This is a genomic window from Pseudomonas sp. PS01301 (assembly GCF_029960215.1).
In the GTDB taxonomy this organism is placed as follows: Bacteria; Pseudomonadota; Gammaproteobacteria; order Pseudomonadales; family Pseudomonadaceae; genus Aquipseudomonas; species Aquipseudomonas coleopterorum.
The window spans coordinates 1-22,440 of the sequence record NZ_JASCPM010000060.1; the positions used below are offsets into that span (position 1 = coordinate 1).

A 22,440-nucleotide genomic window follows, 5' to 3' on the forward strand; every position below is an offset into this window, starting at 1 on the left:
GCAGAGACCCGCTCCCACAGAGGAACAGGTGCTTTTGTGCTTTCCGTGTGGGAGCGGGTCTCTGCCCGCGAAGGCCGCACCACCGATATCAGCTCAGTTCCACCCGGCACGGTCCATCAACCGGATCGCCTCGGCCTGACGCTTGCCCGCCACTTCCACGGGGAGGGTGTCGGCCTTGAACTCGCCCCAACTGGCGACTTCCGCAGAGGGCGCCACCGCCGGATTGGCCGGAAACTCCTGATTCACCCCGGCGAAGATTTCCTGCGCCTGCGGCCCGGTCATCCACTCGACCAAGGCGATGGCCGCCTGAGGGTGCGGCGCATACTTGTTCAGGCCAATGCCCGACAGGTTCACATGAACACCACGATCGCCCTGGTTCGGCCAGAACAGCTTCACACCCAGGTCCGGCTGCTGCTTGTGCAGGCGGCCATAGTAGTAACTGTTGACGATACCCACATCGCACTGCCCGGCATCGATGGCCTGCAGCACCGCGATGTCATCGGAGAACACGTCGGTGGACAGGTTGTTCACCCAGCCCTTGAGAATCTGCTCGGTCTTCTCCGCGCCATGGGTCTCGATCAAGGTGGCGGTCAGGGACTGGTTGTACACCTTCTTCGCCGTCCGCAGGCACAGGCGTCCTTCCCATTGCTTGTCGGCCAGCGCCTCGTAGGTGCTCAGCTCCTGCGGTTTGACGCGCTCGCTGGCGTAGGCGATGGTCCGCGCACGCAGGCTCAGGCCGGTCCACTGGTGGGACGCGGCACGGTATTGCGAGGGAATGTTGCCGTCGATGACGGTGGACTGGATGGGCTGCAGGATGCCCATCTGCTCGGCTTGCCACAGGTTGCCGGCATCGACGGTGAGCAGCAGGTCGGCCGTGGCGTTCTGCCCTTCGGCCTTGATGCGCTGCATCAACGGCGCTTCCTTGTCGGTGATGAACTTGACCTTGACCCCAGTTTTCGCGGTGTAGGCGTCGAAAACCGGCTTGATCAGCTCGTCGATGCGCGACGAATAGACGACCACTTCATCGGCAGCGTGGGCGTTACCACCCAGCAGGCAGAGCGCCAGTGCAGCGAGAAGACGTTTGCGCACCATCATGAGGGAAACCTTGCCGTTGGAGTGAGGCCGAAATGGTAGTGAATCACATTTACCTTCTCAACCGAACTCGGGGCCCAGCCGTTACCAAATGTTGCGGGCAGGCGCAGGCATACGGCTGTCTCAGGGGCGCGCCAGCTCCGGTAGATCGCCGGTCAGGCCCAGCGCCTGGCGGACGAACAACGCCTTGGCTTCCGGCACTCGCTCCACCCACTTCAAGCCGGTGTTGCGCAACCAGCGCAGCGGCAGCGGGTCGGCCTGGAACAGGCGCTCGAAGCCTTCCATGGCCGCCATCAGTGCCAGGTTGTGTGGCATGCGTCGGCGCTCGTAGCGCGTCAGCACCGGCAGGCCCGCCAGCCGCTCACCTCGCTGCCGGGCATGGATCAGTTCTTCGGCCAGCACCGCCGCGTCGAGCAGGCCCAGGTTGACCCCCTGCCCGGCCAGCGGATGGATGGTGTGCGCGGCATCGCCGATCAGTGCCAGGCCGGTTTCCACGTAGCGCTTGGCATGTCGCTGACGCAACGGGACGCACAAGCGAGGATCGGCAGCGATGACCTCCCCCAGACGTCCCTCGAAGGCTTGACCCAGCGCTCGGCAGAAAGCCGCGTCGTCCAAGGCCATCAGGCGTTCGGACTGCTCCGGCGTGGTCGACCAGACGATCGAGCACCAATGCTTGCCATCACCGCGTTGCAAGGGCAGAAAGGCCAGCGGGCCCTCGTCGGTGAAGCGTTGCCAGGCCGTATCGCGATGGCCCTCGCTGCACTGCACGCTGGTGACGATGGCGTGGTGCAGGTAGTCCCATTCGCGAGTCTCGCAGCCTGCCAGCCGGCGCACTGCCGAATGCGCGCCATCCGCGGCGATCACCAGCGGGGTGCGTACGGTCTGACCGCCGGCGAGGGTCAACAGACGATCGTCACCCGAATGGCGCAGCTGCTCCAGTCGCGCATTGGCCAGCAGCCGGATCCCGCTGTCCTGCAGGCATTCGAGCAAGGCGTCCTGAACCACGCGGTTCTCGACGATATGCCCCAGAGTGTCGGCATGCACGCTGGCGGCGGAAAAGTTGATCTGCCCGGTGCCGCTGCCGTCCCACACGCTCATGTGTCGATAGGGGTTGGCACGCCGCGCCTGGATACCATCCCAGGCGCCCAGGCGCTGAAGGATGCGCTGGCTGGCCATGGACAGTGCACTGACCCGCGCTTCGAAGGGTGCCAGTGCGTCGAAAGGCTTGCCGGTCAGCGGTCCGCCGTCGATCAGCAGGATGTCCAGGCCGCTGTCGCGCAGGGCGAGCGCCAGAGCGCTGCCGACCATGCCAGCGCCGACGATGACCAGGTCGGCGCGCAATTCGTGGGTGTGGGTCACTGTATTCATTGCCCTTTGATGTCCGACCGAGTGCCCAGGCCCATGGCCTGGCGTGCGAACCAGCGCTTGGCCGGCGGCAGCAGATCGAGGCCCAGCAGGCCCAGATTGCGGCCCACCGCGACCCATGGATCGGGTGTCGCGAACAAACGCGTCAGCTGGTCCGAAAAGCCCACGGTCAGGTTCTGATCCAGGCGCTGGCGTTGCTCATAGCCACGCAGCAGCGACAGTTCGCCCACATGGCCGGTGCTGGCGAGCAAGGCATCGGCCAGCGCCTGCACGTCGCGCATCGACAGGTTGAAGCCCTGTCCGGCAATGGGATGCAAGGCATGCGCCGCGTTGCCCAGGACCACCAGATTGGAGCGCACCTGCTCCTCGGCCCGTACCAGCGACAACGGATAGACATGTCGGGCGCCCACGCGCTGCAGCGTACCTAGGCGGTAGCCGAATACGCCCTGCAGCTCCTGCAGAAACGCATGATCGGACAACCCCTGCAGGCGGCGGATATCGGCGGGCGTACGGGTCCAGATGAGTGCGCAGCGGTTGTCGGGCAACGGCAGCAAGGCCATCGGCCCATCATCGGTGAAGCGCTCGAACGCCTGCCCCTGATGCGGATTGCCGGGGGTGATGTTGGCGATCAGGGCGTCTTGATCGTAGCGCGTGTGCTGCACGGCAATGCCCAACTGTTCGCGCAGCTCGGAACGACCACCGTCGGCCAGCACGGCCAGGTCGCACTGCACCTGAGTGCCGTCGTTCAAGGTCAATGCGTAACCGTCGGCCAAGGCCTGGGTGCCGGTGACTTCCGCCGGACAGCGCCAGCTCACCACCTCTCGGTCAAGCGCCTGCCACAGGCACTGGCCGAGCCAGGCGTTCTCCACCACATAGCCCAAGGCCGGTACGCCTTCGTCCTCGGCGCGAAGCCGCGCGGTGCCGAAGCGACCGCGGTCGGACACATGGATTTGACGAATCGCTTCGGCGCGCTGGCTGATCGCTGGCCATAGCCCCAAGCGCTCATAGATCTGCCGGGTGCCGTAGGACAAGGCCGAGGAGCGCGCGTCATAGCTGGGCTGGTAGGCGTCGCCGGGAGCGAAGCGCTCGATCAGGACGATGTTCCAACCGCGAGCCCTGGCACCGGCTTGCAAGGCCAGGGCCAGGCTCGCGCCGACCAGCCCGCCACCGATGATGGCCAGATTGAAGCGGCTCATGCCTCGGCCCGCGCGGTCGCCATCAGCGCCTCGATATCGGCGACCGACTTGGGCACCGCCCCGGTAAGAATCTCGCAGCCTTTCTTGGTCACCACTACATCGTCCTCGATTCGTACGCCAATGCCCCGCCACTTCTTCGCAACGCTGAGGTTGTCGGGCGCGATGTAGATGCCGGGCTCGACGGTCAGGGTCATGCCGGGTTCGAGCACCCGCCACTCGCCACCGACCTTGTACTCGCCGACATCATGCACATCCAGGCCCAGCCAGTGGCCGGCGCGGTGCATGTAGAACGCGCGATGCGCGTCGCGGGCGATCAACTCGTCGACCTCGCCCTTGAGTAGACCCAGCCGCACCAGCCCTTGGGTTATGACCTGGACCGTGGCTTCATGGGCCTGGTTCCAGTGCTTGTCGGGACCGATCGCGGCGAAGGCCGCCTGCTGCGCCTCGAGCACCAGCTCGTAGATGGCTTTCTGCTCGGGCGAAAAGCGACCGCTCACCGGGAAGGTACGGGTGATGTCGCTGGCATAGCATTCGATTTCGCAACCGGCGTCGATCAACACCAGGTCGCCGTCGCGCAGCACTGCATCGTTCTGTTGGTAATGCAGGATGCAGGCATTGCGACCCGCCGCCACGATCGAGCCATAGGCCGGCATCTTCGCCCCGCCCTTGCGAAACTCGTAGTCCAGCTCGGCTTCCAGGCTGTACTCGTGCAGCCCGGCGCGGCAGGCCTGCATGGCGCGGACATGGGCCCGCGCAGAAATATCGGCGGCCCGGCGCATGACCTTGATCTCGGCCGCCGACTTGTACAGACGCATGTCGTGCAGCAGATGGTCCAGCGCCTCGAATTCATTGGGCGGCTGGGCACCCAGGCGCGCCTTGGAGCGGATGCTGTTGATCCAGTCCATCAGGTGCCGATCGAACTCCGGGTGGCTGCCGATCGAGGAGTAGACGCGGTCGCGTCCCTCGATCAGGCCGGGCAGGATGTCGTCGATATCGCTGATGGGAAAGGCGTCATCGGCGCCGAAATCGCGCACCGCCCCGTCCTGCCCGGCCCGTAACCCATCCCACAGCTCGCGCTCCGGGTTGCGCTCGCGGCAGAACAGCACGTACTCGCCATGCTCGCGCCCTGGAATCAAGGCGATCACCGCTTCGGGCTCGGGAAAGCCGCTCAGGTACTGGAAATCGCTGTCCTGGCGGTAGACGTGTTCCACGTCGCGATTGCGGATGGCCACCGCGGCGGCGGGCAGAATGGCGATGCTGTTGGGCACCATCTGCGCCATCAGCGCCTTGCGGCGGCGGGCATATTCCGATTTCGGGATGTGGCTCATGGGCAGACGCAGGCTCCGGGGTCAGGTCAGTGCAGCGACGGCTTGGCGCTGGCCGCGGTCGGGTGCTTGGCCGACTCGGTGTAGAGCAGCAGCGGCGCGACCCGCAGGTACTCCATGACTTCCATGTAGTCGGTCTCGCCGTCTTCGGACTCTTCCAGCGCGTCCTGCACCTGGGCGATGGCCGCCAGATCCTGCAGCACTTCCATGGCTTCGGTGCTCAACGCCGTGTCGCGTGCGGTCAGACCGAAACCAGCCAGGAAACCCTGGCACCATTCGCCCAGGGCGGCAGCCCGCTCGGGCAACGGCGACTCGTCGCTGGGGACCAGCAGTACCACGGTCATGTCGTCGCTGGTGAGCTCGCCCTTGACCATTTCCTGCAGGCCGATCAAGGCCTGGCGAACATTGTCTTCCGCGGGTGCGCCAAGCAGGTCGGCGGCATCGACCAGCCATGGCTCGACCTCGAAGCCGGCCCCGGCGCAACTGCGCCCCAGCAGCAGGCCGTGCAGTTCGGCAGGCGAAACGGTGTGGCCGCTGCTGTTGAGCAGGGTGGCGAAGGCGTGATAGGGGGAATTCTGAATAGGCATGGGCAACTAGGCGCCAGACGGCGCAATGACTAGAATGAAGGCCTTGTATCCTAGCACCGGCAACCGCGCCAGACTATCGACGCGGCCAACTACGTGTTCATCTTCACCGGACCTGCCAGTTCAGCGGCAGGCGACTTTTTCCAACCGTACCTACCGGGACTCCATGGAACACAACGACCTGCAAGCGCTGATGAGCCGACTCGAATCATTGATCGGACGAGTCGAGCAACTTAAACGACAAAACGGACTCCTATTAGCGCAGGAAAAGACCTGGCGCGAGGAACGCGCAAGTCTCATCGAAAAGAATGAAATCGCCCGGCGTAAGGTCGAGTCCATGATTTCGCGCCTCAAGGCCCTGGAGCAAGACTCATGAGTTCAAGCAATAGCGTCACCGTCCAGATCCTGGACAAGGAATACTCGATCATCTGCCCGCCGCAGGAGCGCAGCAATCTGGTCAACGCCGCCCGCTATCTGGATGGCAAGATGCGCGAGATCCGCAGCAGCGGCAAGGTGATCGGTGCCGACCGCATTGCTGTCATGGCCGCGCTGAACATCACTCACGACCTGCTGCACCGCCAGGACACACCGGCGCTCCCGGTCAATGACAACACCCGCGAACAGGTCCGCGATCTGCTCGAACGCGTGGATCTGGTGCTTGCCAACGATCCGGAAACGCCCAAGGGCTGAAATCCGCAAAGCTTTTCTGTATACTGGCGCCACTCCCTGGAGTGCTTGCCAGTCGGTCATGTCCCTGAGCCGATACGCACAACCACGGGGGTTGCACGTGGGGTTGGTGTGCATGTCCGCTCGACGGAAAGCCTTAAAACCTCCTGTGATCTCCACCTTGAACTTTCGGGTTCAAGGGCTACACCGACAGCGGTTCGTCGGGGAGTACCTGAATTTCCAGCCCATGCCAGCTCGACTCGGCGTGGGCTTTTCATTTGTCGCTGGGCAGCACAGCCCCGGTGGCGTCCGTGATCAGGATCGACCGCGCCCATGACCGCCTCCGCGCCGCTGCCTCGTCAACAACCGTCTCGTCAGCAATTGCGCCGCCAGCTGCGTGCCACGCGTCGCGCCCTTACCCCCGCACAACAGCGTCAGGCTGCCCAGGGCCTCTATCGGCAACTGGCTCAGCATCCGTTGTTTCGGCGTGCCCGGCACATTGCGCTGTACCTGCCCAACGACGGCGAGATCGACCCGCGGCCTTTGCTGCTCGAAGCCCAGCGGCGCGGCAAGCGGACCTACCTGCCGGTGCTCAGCGATTGGCCGCGCACCAAGATGGTGTTTCAGCAGGTACGCCGAGGCGAAAAGCTTCGTCCCAACCGCTTTGGCATCCCCGAGCCCCGTATCCAGCGCGCCCGCCAACGCACCATCTGGGCGCTGGATCTGATCCTGCTGCCGCTGGTAGGGTTCGATGACGAAGGCGGGCGTTTGGGCATGGGCGGCGGCTTCTACGACCGCAGCCTGGCCTATCGCGCTCGGCGCACGGTCTGGCAGGCCCCGGTGCTGCTGGGGCTGGCCCATGAATGCCAGAAGGTGGAGCGCCTGGCGCAGGCCAGTTGGGATGTACCGTTGCAGGGCACGGTCACGGACAGGGCTTGGTATCTGACTTGAAACCTGTTGGAGCGGTCAGTGGCCGCGAAAGCCGCGCCGCCGTTACCGCGAGCTCACTACCGAAGTCTGCACCACGGTCAACTCAACACCCGTATCCGCCTTGCTCGCCCACAGACTCTGCGCGTATCCGGTGGTGACCACACCCAGGCCAAACAAGATCACCAATGTCCACAACAAATCCGGCTTACGGCGCATCGACGCTGCCCCCCTACAAGGCAATTCAAGAATCAACGGAACGGTATTCTGGCCTGGCGAACAGCAGCGCCGGGCTTAAATTTGCGCGCATTCTGGGGCAAGCTTCAACGACAAGCAAACTTTGTGCGCAACCAATTGTCGGCTGCTTTTCAACCCCCAAAAAGCTGGCCATTTCGTATCACTGAGGAACCCTGTCATGGCCTACTGGCTGATGAAATCCGAGCCTGACGAACTGTCCATTCAGGACTTGGCCACGCTTGGCCAGACGCGCTGGGACGGTGTGCGCAACTACCAGGCGCGCAATTTTCTGCGCGCCATGGCGGTGGCCGATGAGTTCTTCTTCTACCACTCTAGCTGCCCCGAACCTGGCATAGCCGGTGTAGGCAAAATCGTGGCCGCCGACTATCCAGACCCCACCGCCTTGGACCCGGACAGCCCCTACTTCGACGCCAAGGCCAGCGCTGAGAAGAACCCTTGGACCTCGGTCGACGTCGCGCACGTCGAGACCTTCGGCAAAGTGCTCGGGCTCGGTTATCTGAAGCAGCAAGCAGGTCTGGCCGAAATGCCCCTGGTGCAAAAAGGCAGCCGCCTTTCGGTGATGCCGGTGACGGCAGAACAGTGGGCGCTGGTAATACAGTTGCGCTGAATATTCGAATAGGCCGTGGCCTACTCTGAAATTGATGTCGCTTAAGTGCCGACTGACCGTCTGCGCTGTTACTGCACAATCAAGTTATTGAACAGCAAGTCTTCTACGATGGGCTTGCCCTCTTCGTCGTTCATCACTTGCTGCAATTGCTTGAGGGCTTCCTGGCGCAGCTTTTCCTTGCCCTCGACATTGCTCATCGAGTCGGAAGTCTGTTGCGCGAACAAGGCCACCAGTTGATTGCGCAATAGCGGATCCTGGCGCTTCACCGCAGCCTCCGCCTCCGCCCCGGTCACCTTCAAGGCGATGTCTGCCTTGTACACGTGCAGCTTGGGGCCGCCATCGAGGGCGTAGTTGCCCACGAACGGCGGGGTCATGCCGATATAGGCCACCTTGGGAGCGGCATTCTCACCTTCTTTGGCCGCCTCATTGGCCATCACGGCGGTTGGCAGGGCCAACGCCAGCACTATGGATACCCAGGCTTTCATCTTTCATTTCTCCGCAAGGTCGTGTCCTGGCCGCGGCTGTCATGCCGGCCAGCGCTGTTACCTGTCTGTATCGGCCAGTACAGGTGATTCAATAGCTCGTGCGCATCCGAAGAGCTGAAACGGTTCTTCTAGAACATCAAGCCAAATGGCGAGCAGAACTGAAGCGCTTAAGTTCGCTTTGCAACATTTTCGCGCACTCCATTGGGCGGTAATCGATTTTATTTTCGGTAATGAAACTGTAACATTCGAATCCGCAGCAAATAACAATAAATGGAGCTTGTGCATGTTCGCCTTCTTCCGCCCCGCCCCTCATCGCGCCGCCCTGCCCGATGAAAAGATAGACAGCACCTACCGCCGCCTTCGCTGGCAGATCTTCGCCGGGATATTCATCGGTTACGCCGGTTATTACCTGCTGCGCAAGAACTTCTCGCTGGCCATGCCCTACTTGATTGAAGAGCAAGGCTACACCCGTGGCCAGCTGGGTTTGGCGATGTCTGCCATCGCCATTTCCTACGGCCTGTCGAAGTTCCTCATGGGGATCGTCTCCGATCGCTCCAACCCGCGTTACTTCCTGCCGTTCGGCCTGCTGATTTCGGCCGGCGTGATGTTCGTGTTCGGCTTTGCACCCTGGGCTACGTCCAGCGTCACCATGATGTTCATATTGCTGTTCATCAACGGTTGGGCCCAGGGCATGGGCTGGCCGCCCAGTGGACGGACCATGGTGCACTGGTGGTCGCAGAAGGAGCGTGGCGGCGTGGTGTCGGTGTGGAACGTAGCGCACAACGTCGGCGGTGGCCTGATCGGCCCGCTGTTCCTGCTCGGCATGGGCCTGTTCAACGATTGGCATGCGGCATTCTACGTGCCGGCGGCAGTTGCATTGCTGGTGGCCCTGTTCGCCTTCGCGACCATGCGCGACACGCCGCAATCGGTGGGCTTGCCGCCGATCGAACAGTACAAGAACGATTACCCGGAAGGCTACGATGCCAGTCACGAAGAAGAATTCACCGCCAAGGAAATCTTCGTCAAGTACGTGCTGCGCAACAAGATGCTGTGGTACATCGCCCTGGCCAACGTGTTCGTCTACCTGCTGCGCTATGGCGTACTGGACTGGGCGCCGACCTACCTCAAGGAAGCCAAGCACTTCACCGTGGACACCACCTCATGGGCGTATTTCTTCTATGAGTGGGCCGGCATTCCCGGCACGTTGCTGTGTGGCTGGATGTCGGACAAGATCTTCCGCGGCAATCGCGGGCTGACCGGTGTGGTGTTCATGGCCCTGGTGACCGTTGCCACTCTAGTGTACTGGCTCAACCCGCCGGGCAACCCGACCGTGGACATGATTGCGCTGTTCTCGATCGGCTTCCTGATCTACGGCCCGGTGATGTTGATCGGCCTGCAGGCCCTGGAATTGGCACCGAAGAAAGCGGCAGGGACCGCCGCCGGCTTCACCGGCCTGTTCGGCTACCTGGGTGGCTCGGTCGCCGCCAGCGCCGCGATGGGCTACACCGTGGATCACTTCGGCTGGGACGGTGGTTTCGTCCTGCTGATCGGCGCCTGCCTGCTGGCAATCGTCTTCCTGATCCCCACGCTCTGGCACAAGCAAGTGGCCAGCGCCGAGCGCCATGCCTGATTGACCCAGGCTACGCCGTCAGGGCAGGAATTGCTGCGAAGCCTGAGTGCAGCTGCCCTGATGGCAACGCTTGAGCCTGGCTTCCAGGTTCTTGTCCGGCATTGCGTGATTGCGCAGGGCACTGACGGTCTGCTCGACGTAATCGCGAGTGCTGCCGAAGCGCCCACTGGCACTGTCCAGAATCTGCGTCAGCAGGTTGTCGGGGAGGTTGCCGGCATAGCTGGGCAAATGCCGCTCCAGCACGAAACCCAACGCCTGTACCTTGGTGCCGTCTTCCAGACGGCAGTTGAGCCAGTGCGGGCGGTAGGAGGGATAGGGCATTTCACGCTGCCAAAGCGCCAAAAGCGAGTCTTCGAGATTTTCCTGCGGCAGGCGGTAGGCGAAGCCGGCGCAGGAGCCGCCACGGTCCAGACCGAACACCAGGCCCGGCCGCTCGGGCGTGCCTCGGTGCTCGTGGGACCACAGGTACAGACCCCGGTGATAGCCATGGACTCGAGCGCGGCGCCGCTCTGCAGCGCTGCATTCTGGCCGCCAGATGAGCGAGCCGTAGGCGAACAGCCAGACCGGACCGCCACGATGACGTCGCATCGTCGTATTCAGTGAGTGAAGAAGTTGCTCGTGGGTCAGTTGCGGCCCGAGATCGAGCGACGGCGGATAGACCACATTCAAGTGCGCAGTTTCGAGTACCGACATAAGCAGTCGCCTGTTATCCCCGTAAGATTGCAATGAACCCTTACTCTAACGCATTGCAACTGTCGCGCCTCTACCGTATGGCAGATTGGTCAATAAATACAAGCGCTTATAATCAACTTCAAATAGATTGGTTATAAGCACCAAAGCGGCACAGGCACAAAGCTCTGTGCACGATTACACGGCGTCGTATTCGACGCCGGCCATGCAGTGAAGAAGTTCAAGCCACGAAATGACGCAGTGGCGAAGAAACTAGAGTGGGCGCGGCGCGTAGGCGAAGACATCCGCACGCATCTGGTGCGCATCCATACCCGCTTCGACCAGGGCATCGAGCGTGGCATAGATCATCGCCGGTGAGCCGCTGCCATAGACATGCACCCCGCTGAGGTCGGCGATGTCTTCGCAGACCGCTTCGTGCAGCATGCCGCAGCGCCCTTCCCAACCGCAAAGGTCGCTCACCACCTTGTTCAGGAACAGGTTGGGCAACTGCTTCCAGTGCTCCCAATGTTCCAGCGCGTAGAAATCCTCGGGGCGACGCACACCCCAGTACAGATGCACCGGATGCTTGAAGCCCTGGGAACGGCAGTGCTCGATCAGGCTGTTCATTTGCGCCATGCCAGTCCCTGCGGCAATCAGCACCAACGGCCCATCGGGCAACTCGGACAGGTGCGTATCGCCGTAGGGCATGTGCACACGGGCCATGCCATTGCGCTGCAATTGTTCGATCAGGCTCTTTGCGCTGGCCTCGCGCACCAGTACGTGCAACTCCAGATCGCGCCCGCTATGGGGTGCAGACGCCAAGGAAAAGGCTGACTTTTCGCCGTTGTCGCGCTCGATCATCAGGTATTGCCCGGCGTGGTAGCGCGGGGGCTTGCCAGCCGGCGCGCGCAGGCGCACACGCCAGACGTCGCCGCCGATATCGACGCAATCGACCAGTTGGCAGGCGAGGCTGCGTACCGGCAACTCGCCTTTGGCCAGCACACCGTCCCAGAGGATCACGCAGTCCTCCAACGGCTCTGCGATGCAGGTGTGAAACTCGCCATGATCGATCACGACACCTTCCTCGCGAACGCTGCCTTCCACCAGCACCGCGCTGCACACATGGCAATTGCCGTTGCGGCAGCTCTGCGGGCACTCGTAGCCCAGGCGCTGCGCGGCAGCCAGGATCCGCTCGCCAGGCAGGGTTTCCAGCACCACGCCCGAAGGTTGCAAGGTCACACGCATCAATCTATTCCCAACTGATTCCAGAGTTCATCGATACGTCGAGTCACGGCCTCGTCCTTGACGATGACACGCCCCCATTCGCGCGTCGTCTCGCCTGGCCATTTATGCGTGGCATCCAGGCCCATCTTCGAGCCCAGACCCGACACCGGCGAGGCGAAGTCCAGGTAGTCGATCGGGGTGTTGTCGATCATCACGGTGTCGCGCTTGGGGTCCATGCGCGTGGTGATGGCCCAGATCACGTCGTTCCAGTCCCTGGCATTGATGTCGTCGTCGGTGACGATCACGAACTTGGTGTACATGAACTGGCGCAAGAACGACCACACCCCGAGCATGACCCGCTTGGCGTGTCCCGGATACTGCTTCTTCATGGTCACCACCGCCATGCGGTAAGAGCAGCCTTCGGGCGGCAGGTAGAAGTCGGTGATTTCCGGGAACTGCTTCTGCAGGATCGGCACGAACACTTCGTTCAGCGCCACGCCCAGAATGGCGGGCTCATCCGGTGGTCGGCCGGTGTAGGTGCTGTGGTAGATCGGCTTGATCCGGTGGGTGATGCGCTGCACGGTGAAAACCGGAAACTTGTCGACTTCGTTGTAGTAGCCGGTGTGATCACCGTACGGCCCTTCGTCGGCCATCTCGCCCGGATGGATCACCCCCTCCAGGATGATCTCGGCGGTGGCCGGCACCTGCAGGTCGTTGCCGCGGCACTTCACCAGCTCGGTGCGGTTGCCGCGCAGCAGTCCGGCGAAGGCGTATTCGGACAGGCTGTCGGGAACCGGCGTCACCGCACCGAGGATGGTCGCAGGGTCGGCGCCCAGGGCCACGGCCACGGGGAAAGGTTGCCCCGGATGCTTGTCGCACCACTCACGGTAATCCAGAGCACCGCCGCGATGGCTCAGCCAGCGCATGATGACCTTGTTGCGGCCGATCACCTGCTGACGATAGATACCCAGGTTCTGACGCTCCTTGTTCGGCCCCTTGGTGACCGTCAGGCCCCAAGTGATCAACGGCGCGACGTCTCCGGGCCAGCAGTGCTGCACGGGCAGCATGCCAAGGTCGACGTCGTCACCTTCCACAACGATCTCCTGGCAGGGCGCGTCCTTGATCACCTTGGGCGCCATGGCGATGATCTTCTTGAAGATCGGCAGCTTCGACCAGGCATCGCGTAGACCCTTGGGCGGCTCGGGCTCCTTGAGGAACGCCAGCAGCTTGCCGATCTCGCGCAGCTCGCTCACCGATTCGGCGCCCATGCCCATGGCTACGCGCTCGGGCGTGCCGAACAAGTTGCCCAGCACCGGGATATCGAAGCCGGTGGGCTTTTCGAAAAGCAACGCCGGCCCTTTTGCGCGCAGGGTGCGGTCGCACACCTCGGTCATTTCGAGCACCGGCGAGATGGGCACCTGAATGCGTTTCAACTCTCCGCGCTGCTCAAGCTGCTGCACGAAATCCCGAAGATCCTTGAATTTCATCGACCATGCCAGTTAGAAAATAAGCGTACATCCTACCTGCTCTGACGGGCAAACAGCAGCCCGTCAATGCCTGGCATCGCTCAGTTGTGGCTTGTGCCCAGGAACATGGGCGCAAACAGTGGGCTGAGCCTTGCGCCACCTGCGTCGGACAAGTGATCTTCGTCCCTGTACTGCGAAGTCCCATCGACCTCTATGCTGCAGACGCCATCGGTACACATCATTGGCGTCGGATCAATGACGTGAACGCCTGGATCGGCTTTGCTCAAGGACGCGAACAAGTCGCCGAGGAACCGCTGCCGCGCCAGATGCTCCTGGAGCGGACGCCCCAGGCCATCGGCCGAACGTCCTATCCGCGCCAGACTGGTCAGCCGCTCGATGATGCCCTTGCGCTGCAGCGGCACTTCCTTGAACAGCCAGACCTGCACCCCTGCCTCTCGCAAGGCAGCCACACGCGCCTTGATGGCGGCGGCCATGCGCTGCTCGGCCTGGGCGGTATCGTCGTGGGCATTGAGCAGGACCTTTCTGTCGCCGTCCTCGTGCCCGTAGACGTACAGACTCCAATTGGAGGCCAGCACGACGTCCTTGATACCAAGGCTGACCACCTTGTTCATGGTTTGCTGATTGAAGTCCTTGCAACGCTGACGCGGCTCATCGTTCAGAATCGGCGGACAGGCGCTCATGCTGAACAGCCACACCGACCGCCCTTCAGCACGGGCATTGCGCTCGATGGCCGGCATCAATGCGGCGGCGTGGCTGTCACCCCAAAACGCCTGGGTCGGCGGCTTGGCTTGCTCTCCGCCAACCAGGCACGCCTTGTCTATCGACTTGTCCTGCGTCACCACCATGCATTTCATCTGCCCGGCTCGCCATTCGCGGGTCTGCGCGTACTCCAGGGCCTTGCCGCTCAGACGCCCCGGCACGCCATCGGCGGAGCGAATCGCCGAACCGATCGTCACCAGTACGACGATGGCCGCCAAGCCGCCTGCCAATATGGATGTGCGCCCTGCCAGCAGACGTTTTTCTCGAAACGGTAATTCGACATACCGCAGGCTCAGCCAGGCCAGACCCAGTGCCAGGGCCATCCAGCCCAGTGCCTCGAACGGCTGGATCCCGTCGATGGAAACGGCATTGGCATACACATAGACCGGCCAGTGCCACAGATACAGCGAATAGGAGAGCAACCCCACCCAGACCAGCGGCCGCAGGCTCAGCAGCCGTGCCGCCGGACCCGGACCCTGCGCACCGGACCAGATCAGGGCAGTGGTACCCAGAACCGGCAGCAGGGCCGCCCAACCGGGAAACACCGTAGATCGATCGAACGTGAACACGGCAAGCAGGACCGCCACCATCCCGGCGAGCCCGACCAGCTGGTAGACCCAAGGCCGCACAGCCCGCTTGGGCACAGGCAGCACCGCGAGCATGGCGCCACAGAGCAGCTCCCAGGCACGGGTGGGCAGCGAAAAGAAGGTGAATGCCGGCTTGTGCTCGATGCAGGCGATGTTCAGGCCGAATGAAACCAGCAACAAGCCCAGCAAGATCCAGCGCCAGTGCCTGAAAAAGCGGATCAGCACCACCATGATCAGCGGAAAGAAGATGTAGTACTGCTCTTCGACCGTCAGTGACCAGGTATGCAACAGTGGCTTGAGATCCGAAGCAGGCTCGAAGTAGCCGTGCTCGCGCATGAACAGGATATTGGAGATGAACAGCGACTGATACCGCACGGTTCGGCCAAGCTCGGAGAAATCCTTCGCGGTCAGCAACAGCCAACCCATCGCCAAGGTCGCCAGAATGACCACGCTCAAGGCTGGAATGATGCGGCGCGCGCGGCGTGCCCAGAAGTCGACGAAACTGAAGCGCCCGGCGCTGATCTCGCGAAACAGAATCGAGGTGATCAGAAACCCGGAGATAACAAAGAACACATCCACGCCGACGAAACCGCCGCTGAATGCATCGAATCCGAAATGAAACAGTACGACGGGGATAACCGCCAGCGCCCGTAATCCGTCGATATCACGGCGATTGCCAAACGTGTGCATGAAAAAACCTTACCTGTTCTCGAGACAGAGTTCCTTGGAGGCGCGAAGTTATCGGCCGCGCAAACATCAACCCAGATGCAAACAATCCGGGACAAAAAAAAGCGCCCTCGCGGGCGCTCTTCTCGAACAGCAGACCTTACTTGCGTTTCATCGACAGGAAGAACTCGTCGTTGGTCTTGGTCTGCTTGAGCTTGTCGATCAGGAACTCGATGGCCGCCACTTCGTCCATCGGGTGCAGCAGCTTGCGCAGGATCCACATGCGCTGCAGTTCGTCGTCGGCGGTCAGCAGCTCTTCGCGACGGGTACCGGAACGGTTGATGTTGATGGCCGGGAAGACGCGCTTTTCGGCGATCTTGCGGTCCAGGGGCAGTTCCATGTTGCCGGTACCCTTGAACTCTTCGTAGATCACTTCATCCATCTTCGAGCCGGTTTCAACCAGCGCGGTGGCGATGATGGTCAGCGAACCGCCTTCCTCGATGTTACGCGCAGCACCGAAGAAACGCTTCGGCTTCTCCAGGGCGTGGGCGTCGACACCACCGGTCAGGACCTTGCCGGAGCTCGGGATCACGGTGTTGTAGGCACGCGCCAGACGGGTGATCGAGTCGAGCAGGATGACCACGTCCTTCTTGTGCTCGACCAGGCGCTTGGCCTTCTCGATCACCATCTCGGCCACTTGCACGTGGCGGGTTGGCGGCTCGTCGAAGGTCGAGGCGACCACTTCGCCGCGCACGGTGCGCTGCATCTCGGTCACTTCTTCCGGACGCTCGTCGATCAGCAGAACGATCAGGTGGCATTCGGGGTTGTTGCGCGTGATGTTCGAAGCGATGTTCTGCAGCATGATGGTCTTGCCCGCTTTCGGCGGAGCGACGATCAGGCCGCGCTGGCCCTTGCCGATCGGGGCGCACAGGTCGATGACACGACCGGTGAGGTCTTCGGTGGAACCGTTGCCGGCTTCCATCTTCATGCGCACCGTGGGGAACAGCGGCGTGAGGTTTTCGAAGAGAATCTTGTTTTTCGCGTTTTCCGGACGGTCGAAGTTGATGGTATCGACTTTCAACAGGGCGAAATAACGCTCGCCTTCCTTCGGCGGGCGGATCTTGCCGACGATGGTGTCGCCGGTACGCAGGTTGAAGCGGCGGATCTGGCTAGGCGACACATAGATGTCGTCTGGGCCGGCCAGGTACGAGGCGTCAGCCGAACGCAGGAAGCCGAAGCCGTCCTGGAGAATCTCCAGCACGCCATCACCGGAGATTTCCTCACCGCTTTTGGCGTGCTTCTTCAACAGGGAGAAAATCACGTCCTGCTTGCGCGAACGGGCCATATTTTCTATGCCCATCTGTTCGGCCATTTCGAGCAGATCGGTGATCGGCTTTTGCTTGAGTTCAGTCAGGTTCATAAGGGAATGACGTAATCATGTATGGAGGGGAGAAATTAAGCTTTGGGCTTAATGAGGCCGCGCCGCAGAGAAGGCGACAGGATCGCGTACTGATTCGAGTAGGAGTGCGTCGGCGACGGCTTGCAGGGGGCAGAGGAGAAACCAATGCGAGGCCGAATGTAACACCTGGATTTGCAGGCGTCCAGTATCCCGGCCAGAAAAAGGCCCCGACGAATGCGGGGCCTTTCGGGTGTCAGATGTTGGCGTCCAGGAAGGCTGCCAGCTGCGACTTGGACAGTGCGCCGACCTTGGTCGCTTCGACGTTACCGTTCTTGAACAGCATCAGCGTCGGGATGCCACGCACGCCGTGCTTGGCCGGGGTTTCCTGATTCTCGTCGATGTTGAGCTTGGCGACGGTCAGCTTGCCCTTGTAGGTTTCGGCGATCTCGTCGAGTACCGGGGCGATCATCTTGCACGGGCCACACCACTCGGCCCAGTAGTCGACGAGTACAGCACCGTCAGCCTTCAGTACATCTGCTTCGAAGCTGGCGTCGCTGACGTGCTTGATAAGGTCGCTGCTCATGGAGTATCTCCGTGGTCATATTCGGAAAGAAAAACGTGGCCCATCATAGCGGCACAGCGCCGCCACAGGAAGCCGATGATCATTGATCATCACTATGAACATCGGTGATACAGCCAATGGAACCCTACTCAACGCACCAGGAATGACCGCAGGTGCAGTGCGGCGCGCTCCGCAACGGTGCGTACCGTGCCCCCAGATGGGCAGCCCCCACAGGCCAATACCCATGGCAAGCCAGCGCAATCCGCGCCCTGCCCCATTCTGGCACGCGCTGTGCTACCACCCCTGGCAACCTCGACTCGATCGCAATCGGAGTACTGCCATGATTTCGCGCTGCAGACTGCTGTTCACTGCCCTGGCCGCCAGCTTCATGCTCGCTCAGGCCGTTCACGCCGACGGCCTGAGCGACATCACCGAGCGCGGCACCTTGCGTGTCGCCGTGCCGCAGGACTTCCCACCGTTCGGCTCGGTCGGCCCCGACATGCAACCGCGTGGCCTGGACATCGACACCGCCAAGCTGATCGCCGATCAGTTGAAGGTGAAGCTGCAGCTCACCCCGGTGAACTCCACTAACCGCATTCCCTACCTCACCACCGGCAAGGTCGACCTGGTGATCTCAAGCCTGGGCAAGAACGCCGAGCGTGAACAGGTCATCGACTTCTCCAGTGCCTACGCGCCCTTCTACCTGGCCGTGTTCGGCCCGCCAGAAGCACCGATCGCCACTCTGGACGACCTCAAGGGCAAGACCATCAGCGTGACCCGCGGCGCCATCGAAGACATCGAGCTGAGCAAGGTCGCTCCCGAAGGCCTCACCATCAAACGCTTCGAGGATAACAACTCGACCATCGCCGCCTACCTCGCCGGCCAGACCGACCTGATCGCCAGCGGCAACGTGGTGATGGTGGCCATTTCGGAAAAGAACCCCAAGCGCATTCCGGCCATGAAGCTCAAGCTCAAGGACTCGCCCGTGTACGTGGGCATCAACAAGCAACAGCCGGAGCTCCTGGCCAAGGTCAACGAGATCATCGCCGCAGGCAAGAAAGACGGCAGCCTGGAAAAGAATGCGCAGACCTGGCTGAAGCAGCCGCTGCCCGCCGATCTCTGATTGTCGAGCGTACGCAATGGCCTATCAGTTCGCTTTCGCCCCGGTGCTCGCCCAGGCCGACCTGCTGCTCAAGGGTGCACTGTTCACCCTTGAACTGACCGCCATCGGCGCGCTGCTCGGGGTGGCCGTGGGCATCGTCGGCGGCGCCGTGCGGGCCTGGCAGATCAAGCCGTTCGCCGGCCTGTTCGGGGTCTACGTGGAGTTGATCCGCAACACGCCCTTTCTGGTGCAGCTGTTCTTCATCTTCTTCGGCCTGCCCAGCCTGGGCGTGCAGATCAGCGAATGGCAGGCCGCGGTGCTGGCCATGGTGGTCAATCTGGGGGCCTATTCCACCGAGATCATCCGTGCCGGTATCCAGGCCATACCCAAGGGCCAGCTCGAAGCGTCGGCGGCCCTGGCCATGAGCCGGTTCGAAGCCTTCCGCTACGTGGTCCTGCAGCCGGCGCTGGCCAAGGTCTGGCCGGCTCTGAGCAGCCAGATCATCATCGTCATGCTGGGTTCGGCGGTGTGCTCGCAGATCGCCACGCAGGAGCTGAGCTTCTACGCCAACTTCATCCAGTCACGTAATTTCCGCGCCTTCGAGACGTACCTGCTGACCACCTTGGTGTACCTGGTCATGTCGATCCTGATCCGCATGCTGCTGAACTGGCTGGGTCGGCGTTTCATCATGAGGAACAGTTGATGGATTTCACCCTGTGGGACATCGTGCGCAATCTGCTCACCGGCCTGCAATGGACCCTGGCCCTGAGCCTGGTGGCGTTCATCGGCGGCGGGCTGATCGGCTTGCTGGTGATGACCCTGCGTATCTCCCCCATGCATCCGCTGCGCACCGTAGCGCGCTGCTACATCGAAGTGTTCCAGGGCACGCCGCTGCTGATGCAGCTGTTTCTGGTGTTCTTCGGCGTGGCGCTGATGGGCGTGGACATTTCGCCCTGGGTGGCCGCAGCCCTGGCCCTGACGCTGTTCACCAGCGCCTATCTGGCCGAGATCTGGCGCGGTTGCGTGGAGTCCATCGGCAACGGCCAGTGGGAAGCCTCTGCCAGCCTGGCGCTGACCCGGACCGAGCAACTGCGCTACGTGATCCTGCCCCAGGCCTTGCGCATCGCCGTGGCGCCGACCGTGGGCTTCTCGGTGCAGGTGGTCAAGGGCACTGCGGTGACCTCGATCATCGGCTTCACCGAGCTGACCAAGACCGGCAGCATGCTGGCCAACGCCACCTTCGAACCCTTCATGGTCTACGGCTTCGTCGCCCTGGGCTACTTCGCCCTGTGCTACCCGCTGTCGCTCAGTGCCCGTTATCTGGAAAGGAGGCTGCATGCCGCTGCTTAGGATTTCCGCCCTGCACAAGTACTACGGCGATCATCATGTGCTCAAGGGCATCGACCTGAGTGTGGACGAAGGTCAGGTGGTCGCGATCATCGGCCGCAGCGGTTCGGGCAAGAGCACCTTGCTGCGCACCCTGAACGGCCTGGAATCGATCAATGACGGCGTCATCGAAGTCGATGGTGAATACCTGGATGCCGCGCGCGCCGATTTGCGCAGTCTGCGCCAGAAGGTCGGCATGGTGTTCCAGCAGTTCAACCTGTTCCCGCACCTGAGCGTGGGCGAGAACGTCATGCTCGCCCCGCAGGTGGTGCAGAAGGTGCCCAAGGCTCGCGCCCGCGAACTGGCCCGGGAGATGCTCGAACGCGTCGGTTTGGGCGAGAAGTTCGATGCGTTCCCCGATCGGCTCTCCGGTGGCCAGCAGCAACGGGTGGCGATCGCCCGGGCCCTGGCCATGTCGCCCAAGGTGCTGCTGTGCGACGAGATTACCTCGGCGCTGGATCCGGAACTGGTCAACGAAGTGCTCAGCGTGGTGCGCAAGCTGGCCGAGGATGGCATGACGCTGATCATGGTCACCCATGAAATGCGCTTCGCCCGCGAGGTTGGTGACAAGCTGGTGTTCATGCACCACGGCAAGGTGCACGAAGTGGGCGACCCCAAGGACTTGTTCGTCAATCCGCGTACGCCCGAGCTGGCGCAGTTCATCGGTATGCAGCCGGCTTGAAGGTCGCCTGGGCTCGCCAGAGCTCGGGCCTGGGGGCAAAGATCAGGATGGCGCGTTGGCGCCGTCGCCTGATCGTGGCACGATGCGGGGGTTAACGACCGAGATCCTTTGACCATGCCGCAGACCAAAGCCAAGAACCTGTCCCTGATCGCCGCCATCGACCTGGGCTCGAACAGCTTTCATATGGTGGTGGCCAAGGCCCACGTCAATGAAATCCGCATCCTCGAACGTCAGGGGGAAAAGGTCCAGCTTGCCGCCGGCATCGACGAGGAGCGCAGGCTCAGCGAAGAGTCGATGCAACGCGGCCTGGACTGCCTCAAGCGCTTCGCCCAGCTGATCAACGGCCTGCCCCTGGGCGCCGTGCGCATCGTGGGCACCAACGCCCTGCGCGAAGCCCGCAACCGCAATGAATTCATCGTCCGCGCCGAGCAGATCCTGGGCCATCCGGTGGAAGTCATCTCCGGCCGCGAAGAAGCTCGCCTCATCTATCTGGGCGTTTCCCACACCCTGGCCGACACTCCGGGCAAGCGCCTGGTTGCCGACATCGGCGGCGGCAGCACCGAGTTCATCATCGGCCAGCGGTTCGAGCCATTGCTGCGCGAAAGCCTGCAGATGGGCTGCGTGAGCTACACCCAGCGTTACTTCCGCGACGGCAAGATCACCCCCGCCCGCTATGCCCAGGCCTACACGGCGGCGCGCCTGGAGATCATGAGCATCGAAAACGCTCTGCATCGGCTCAGTTGGGACGAGGCCATCGGCTCCTCCGGCACCATCCGCGCCATCGGCCTGGCATTGAAGGCCGGCGGTCAGGGCAGCGGCGAGGTCAACGCCGACGGGCTGGCCTGGCTCAAGCGCAAGCTGTTCAAGCTGGGCGATGTCGACAAGATCGATTTCGACGGCATCAAGCCGGATCGGCGGACCATCTTCCCGGCGGGGCTGGCGATTCTCGAGGCGATCTTCGATGCGCTCGCCCTGCAGCGCATGGACCACTGCGATGGCGCCCTGCGCGAAGGCGTGCTGTACGACCTGTTGGGTCGTCATCACCACGAGGACGTGCGCGAGCGCACCCTGAGCTCGCTGATGACCCGCTACCACGTCGACGTCGAGCAGGCCGAGCGCGTGGAGCGCAAGGCCCTGCATGCCTTCGACCAGGTAGCAGCGGACTGGGGGCTGGAAGATGGGGTCTGGCGCGAATTGCTGGGCTGGGCGGCGAAGGTCCACGAGATCGGCCTGGACATCGCCCACTATCATTACCACAAGCACGGCGCCTACCTGATCGAACACTCGGATCTGGCCGGTTTCTCGCGTGAAGACCAGCAGATGCTTGCGCTGCTTGTACGTGGCCACCGACGCAACATCCCCAAGGACAAGTTCGCCGAGTTCGGTGATGACGGGGAGCAGCTGATCCGCCTGTGCGTGCTGCTGCGCTTCGCCATCCTGTTCCACCACATTCGGGGCACTCAGGCGATGCCAGCGGTTTCCCTGCATGCCAAGGCCAAGAGCCTGGACGTGGTGTTCCCCGATGGCTGGCTGGAAAACAACCAACTGACCCAGGCCGACTTCGCCCAGGAAGCCGAATGGCTGACTCGGGTGGGCTTTACCCTGACCGTTCGCTGAAGACCGCGCAGGCCCTTTCGCGGGCAGAGACCCGCTCCCACATTGGAATGCGATCCCTGTGGGAGGTGGGTTTTACCCTGACCGTTCGCTGAAGACCGCGCAGGCCCTTTCGCGGGCAGAGACCCGCTCCCACATTGGAATGCGATCCCTGTGGGAGCGGGTCTC

The 22,440-nt window shown here is 62.5% G+C and carries 23 protein-coding genes and 1 other RNA gene; 12 read left to right on the forward strand and 12 right to left on the reverse strand.

The annotated features are described in order from the left end of the window. Positions 1-93: 93 nt before the first annotated feature. The 5 genes from QMX89_RS20920 to QMX89_RS20940 all read right to left on the reverse strand — a co-directional run bounded on the left by QMX89_RS20920 (position 94) and on the right by QMX89_RS20940 (position 5,565). A complete protein-coding gene (locus tag QMX89_RS20920; RefSeq protein WP_282349717.1) occupies positions 94-1,095 on the reverse strand; it encodes an extracellular solute-binding protein in 1,002 nt (333 codons plus the stop codon). A 120-nt stretch (positions 1,096-1,215) separates the two neighbouring features. Next, positions 1,216-2,433: a 2-octaprenyl-3-methyl-6-methoxy-1,4-benzoquinol hydroxylase gene (locus tag QMX89_RS20925; RefSeq protein ID WP_282349726.1), complete on the reverse strand. Its 1,218-nt coding sequence runs from the start codon at positions 2,431-2,433 to the stop codon at positions 1,216-1,218. A gap of 23 nt (positions 2,434-2,456) precedes the next feature. Beyond that, on the reverse strand, positions 2,457-3,653 hold the full coding sequence (gene ubiH, locus QMX89_RS20930; protein WP_282349718.1) for a 2-octaprenyl-6-methoxyphenyl hydroxylase: 1,197 nt from the start codon (positions 3,651-3,653) through the stop codon (positions 2,457-2,459). Further along, positions 3,650-4,981: a Xaa-Pro aminopeptidase gene (gene pepP / locus QMX89_RS20935; RefSeq protein ID WP_282349719.1), complete on the reverse strand. Its 1,332-nt coding sequence runs from the start codon at positions 4,979-4,981 to the stop codon at positions 3,650-3,652. The genes ubiH and pepP overlap by 4 nt, the downstream gene beginning before the upstream one ends. 26 nt (positions 4,982-5,007) lie before the next feature. After that, positions 5,008-5,565 (reverse strand): YecA family protein, encoded by a 558-nt coding sequence (locus tag QMX89_RS20940; RefSeq protein WP_049860288.1) that lies wholly within the window; start codon positions 5,563-5,565, stop codon positions 5,008-5,010. Between the two features lie 163 nt (positions 5,566-5,728). On the opposite strand from QMX89_RS20940, the gene QMX89_RS20945 reads away from it, so the two are divergent. The 6 genes from QMX89_RS20945 to QMX89_RS20970 all read left to right on the forward strand — a co-directional run bounded on the left by QMX89_RS20945 (position 5,729) and on the right by QMX89_RS20970 (position 8,020). Further along, on the forward strand, positions 5,729-5,938 hold the full coding sequence (locus QMX89_RS20945) for a TIGR02449 family protein (RefSeq protein ID WP_043193782.1): 210 nt from the start codon (positions 5,729-5,731) through the stop codon (positions 5,936-5,938). Continuing rightward, the gene (locus QMX89_RS20950; protein ID WP_049860289.1) at positions 5,935-6,252 is read left to right on the forward strand and encodes a cell division protein ZapA; all 318 of its coding nucleotides are present in this window, start codon (positions 5,935-5,937) and stop codon (positions 6,250-6,252) included. Before QMX89_RS20945 ends, QMX89_RS20950 begins: the two co-directional genes overlap by 4 nt. 30 nt (positions 6,253-6,282) lie before the next feature. Then, positions 6,283-6,460: non-coding RNA, 6S RNA (gene ssrS, locus QMX89_RS20955), on the forward strand. Positions 6,461-6,561: 101 nt separating this feature from the next. Next, a complete protein-coding gene (locus QMX89_RS20960; RefSeq protein ID WP_282349720.1) occupies positions 6,562-7,179 on the forward strand; it encodes a 5-formyltetrahydrofolate cyclo-ligase in 618 nt (205 codons plus the stop codon). A gap of 164 nt (positions 7,180-7,343) precedes the next feature. Next, positions 7,344-7,559: a hypothetical protein gene (locus QMX89_RS20965; protein WP_282349727.1), complete on the forward strand. Its 216-nt coding sequence runs from the start codon at positions 7,344-7,346 to the stop codon at positions 7,557-7,559. Positions 7,560-7,570: 11 nt separating this feature from the next. Further along, positions 7,571-8,020 carry an EVE domain-containing protein gene (locus QMX89_RS20970; RefSeq protein WP_282349721.1) on the forward strand — a complete coding sequence of 150 codons (450 nt, stop codon included), beginning with the start codon at positions 7,571-7,573 and terminating at the stop codon, positions 8,018-8,020. A gap of 68 nt (positions 8,021-8,088) precedes the next feature. Here QMX89_RS20970 and QMX89_RS20975 read toward each other — a convergent pair whose 3' ends face one another. Continuing rightward, entirely contained in the window at positions 8,089-8,505 is a 417-nt protein-coding gene (locus QMX89_RS20975) for a flagellar basal body-associated protein FliL (protein WP_056844743.1), read from the reverse strand. A 283-nt stretch (positions 8,506-8,788) separates the two neighbouring features. Here QMX89_RS20975 and glpT point away from each other — a divergent pair, with 283 nt between their 5' ends. Further along, the gene (gene glpT, locus QMX89_RS20980; protein ID WP_049860293.1) at positions 8,789-10,135 is read left to right on the forward strand and encodes a glycerol-3-phosphate transporter; all 1,347 of its coding nucleotides are present in this window, start codon (positions 8,789-8,791) and stop codon (positions 10,133-10,135) included. An 18-nt stretch (positions 10,136-10,153) separates the two neighbouring features. On the opposite strand, the gene QMX89_RS20985 is transcribed toward glpT, so the two are convergent. From QMX89_RS20985 to trxA, 6 genes are all read right to left on the reverse strand, one after another. Continuing rightward, positions 10,154-10,828, reverse strand: coding sequence for a gamma-glutamylcyclotransferase (locus tag QMX89_RS20985; protein WP_049860294.1), 675 nt, complete (start codon positions 10,826-10,828; stop codon positions 10,154-10,156). Between the two features lie 249 nt (positions 10,829-11,077). Beyond that, positions 11,078-12,049 carry a CDP-6-deoxy-delta-3,4-glucoseen reductase gene (locus tag QMX89_RS20990; RefSeq protein ID WP_282349722.1) on the reverse strand — a complete coding sequence of 324 codons (972 nt, stop codon included), beginning with the start codon at positions 12,047-12,049 and terminating at the stop codon, positions 11,078-11,080. Then, complete coding sequence (gene ubiD, locus QMX89_RS20995) at positions 12,049-13,515, reverse strand: 4-hydroxy-3-polyprenylbenzoate decarboxylase (protein WP_282349723.1); 1,467 nt, start codon at positions 13,513-13,515, stop codon at positions 12,049-12,051. The genes QMX89_RS20990 and ubiD overlap by 1 nt, the downstream gene beginning before the upstream one ends. A gap of 80 nt (positions 13,516-13,595) precedes the next feature. After that, positions 13,596-15,551 carry an acyltransferase family protein gene (locus QMX89_RS21000; RefSeq protein ID WP_282349724.1) on the reverse strand — a complete coding sequence of 652 codons (1,956 nt, stop codon included), beginning with the start codon at positions 15,549-15,551 and terminating at the stop codon, positions 13,596-13,598. 136 nt (positions 15,552-15,687) lie between these two features. Beyond that, a complete protein-coding gene (rho, locus tag QMX89_RS21005) occupies positions 15,688-16,947 on the reverse strand; it encodes a transcription termination factor Rho (protein ID WP_043192255.1) in 1,260 nt (419 codons plus the stop codon). Between the two features lie 232 nt (positions 16,948-17,179). Then, positions 17,180-17,509 (reverse strand): thioredoxin TrxA, encoded by a 330-nt coding sequence (gene trxA, locus QMX89_RS21010; protein ID WP_043192254.1) that lies wholly within the window; start codon positions 17,507-17,509, stop codon positions 17,180-17,182. A gap of 319 nt (positions 17,510-17,828) precedes the next feature. Between trxA and QMX89_RS21015 the strand changes: the two genes are divergently transcribed. The 5 genes from QMX89_RS21015 to ppx all read left to right on the forward strand — a co-directional run bounded on the left by QMX89_RS21015 (position 17,829) and on the right by ppx (position 22,275). Next, on the forward strand, positions 17,829-18,611 hold the full coding sequence (locus QMX89_RS21015; RefSeq protein ID WP_056844748.1) for a transporter substrate-binding domain-containing protein: 783 nt from the start codon (positions 17,829-17,831) through the stop codon (positions 18,609-18,611). A gap of 16 nt (positions 18,612-18,627) precedes the next feature. After that, positions 18,628-19,293, forward strand: a complete 666-nt coding sequence (locus QMX89_RS21020; RefSeq protein WP_049860299.1) for an amino acid ABC transporter permease — start codon at positions 18,628-18,630, stop codon at positions 19,291-19,293. Beyond that, the gene (locus QMX89_RS21025) at positions 19,290-19,940 is read left to right on the forward strand and encodes an amino acid ABC transporter permease (protein ID WP_082223624.1); all 651 of its coding nucleotides are present in this window, start codon (positions 19,290-19,292) and stop codon (positions 19,938-19,940) included. The genes QMX89_RS21020 and QMX89_RS21025 overlap by 4 nt, the downstream gene beginning before the upstream one ends. After that, complete coding sequence (locus QMX89_RS21030; RefSeq protein WP_056844750.1) at positions 19,927-20,658, forward strand: amino acid ABC transporter ATP-binding protein; 732 nt, start codon at positions 19,927-19,929, stop codon at positions 20,656-20,658. The genes QMX89_RS21025 and QMX89_RS21030 overlap by 14 nt, the downstream gene beginning before the upstream one ends. A 114-nt stretch (positions 20,659-20,772) precedes the next feature. Further along, positions 20,773-22,275 carry an exopolyphosphatase gene (gene ppx / locus QMX89_RS21035; protein ID WP_282349725.1) on the forward strand — a complete coding sequence of 501 codons (1,503 nt, stop codon included), beginning with the start codon at positions 20,773-20,775 and terminating at the stop codon, positions 22,273-22,275. Positions 22,276-22,440 lie beyond the last annotated feature (165 nt).

Coding starts and splice junctions, on each gene's coding strand:
- QMX89_RS20920 (WP_282349717.1), bottom strand. CDS start 1,095: ATGATGGTGCGCAAACGTCTTCTCGCTGCACTGGCGCTCTGCCTGCTG.
- ubiH (WP_282349718.1), bottom strand. CDS start 3,653: ATGAGCCGCTTCAATCTGGCCATCATCGGTGGCGGGCTGGTCGGCGCG.
- pepP (WP_282349719.1), bottom strand. CDS start 4,981: ATGAGCCACATCCCGAAATCGGAATATGCCCGCCGCCGCAAGGCGCTG.
- QMX89_RS20940 (WP_049860288.1), bottom strand. CDS start 5,565: ATGCCTATTCAGAATTCCCCCTATCACGCCTTCGCCACCCTGCTCAAC.
- QMX89_RS20945 (WP_043193782.1), top strand. CDS start 5,729: ATGGAACACAACGACCTGCAAGCGCTGATGAGCCGACTCGAATCATTG.
- QMX89_RS20950 (WP_049860289.1), top strand. CDS start 5,935: ATGAGTTCAAGCAATAGCGTCACCGTCCAGATCCTGGACAAGGAATAC.
- QMX89_RS20960 (WP_282349720.1), top strand. CDS start 6,562: ATGACCGCCTCCGCGCCGCTGCCTCGTCAACAACCGTCTCGTCAGCAA.
- QMX89_RS20965 (WP_282349727.1), top strand. CDS start 7,344: ATGTCCACAACAAATCCGGCTTACGGCGCATCGACGCTGCCCCCCTAC.
- QMX89_RS20970 (WP_282349721.1), top strand. CDS start 7,571: ATGGCCTACTGGCTGATGAAATCCGAGCCTGACGAACTGTCCATTCAG.
- QMX89_RS20975 (WP_056844743.1), bottom strand. CDS start 8,505: ATGAAAGCCTGGGTATCCATAGTGCTGGCGTTGGCCCTGCCAACCGCC.
- glpT (WP_049860293.1), top strand. CDS start 8,789: ATGTTCGCCTTCTTCCGCCCCGCCCCTCATCGCGCCGCCCTGCCCGAT.
- QMX89_RS20985 (WP_049860294.1), bottom strand. CDS start 10,828: ATGTCGGTACTCGAAACTGCGCACTTGAATGTGGTCTATCCGCCGTCG.
- QMX89_RS20990 (WP_282349722.1), bottom strand. CDS start 12,049: ATGCGTGTGACCTTGCAACCTTCGGGCGTGGTGCTGGAAACCCTGCCT.
- ubiD (WP_282349723.1), bottom strand. CDS start 13,515: ATGAAATTCAAGGATCTTCGGGATTTCGTGCAGCAGCTTGAGCAGCGC.
- QMX89_RS21000 (WP_282349724.1), bottom strand. CDS start 15,551: ATGCACACGTTTGGCAATCGCCGTGATATCGACGGATTACGGGCGCTG.
- rho (WP_043192255.1), bottom strand. CDS start 16,947: ATGAACCTGACTGAACTCAAGCAAAAGCCGATCACCGATCTGCTCGAA.
- trxA (WP_043192254.1), bottom strand. CDS start 17,509: ATGAGCAGCGACCTTATCAAGCACGTCAGCGACGCCAGCTTCGAAGCA.
- QMX89_RS21015 (WP_056844748.1), top strand. CDS start 17,829: ATGATTTCGCGCTGCAGACTGCTGTTCACTGCCCTGGCCGCCAGCTTC.
- QMX89_RS21020 (WP_049860299.1), top strand. CDS start 18,628: ATGGCCTATCAGTTCGCTTTCGCCCCGGTGCTCGCCCAGGCCGACCTG.
- QMX89_RS21030 (WP_056844750.1), top strand. CDS start 19,927: ATGCCGCTGCTTAGGATTTCCGCCCTGCACAAGTACTACGGCGATCAT.
- ppx (WP_282349725.1), top strand. CDS start 20,773: ATGCCGCAGACCAAAGCCAAGAACCTGTCCCTGATCGCCGCCATCGAC.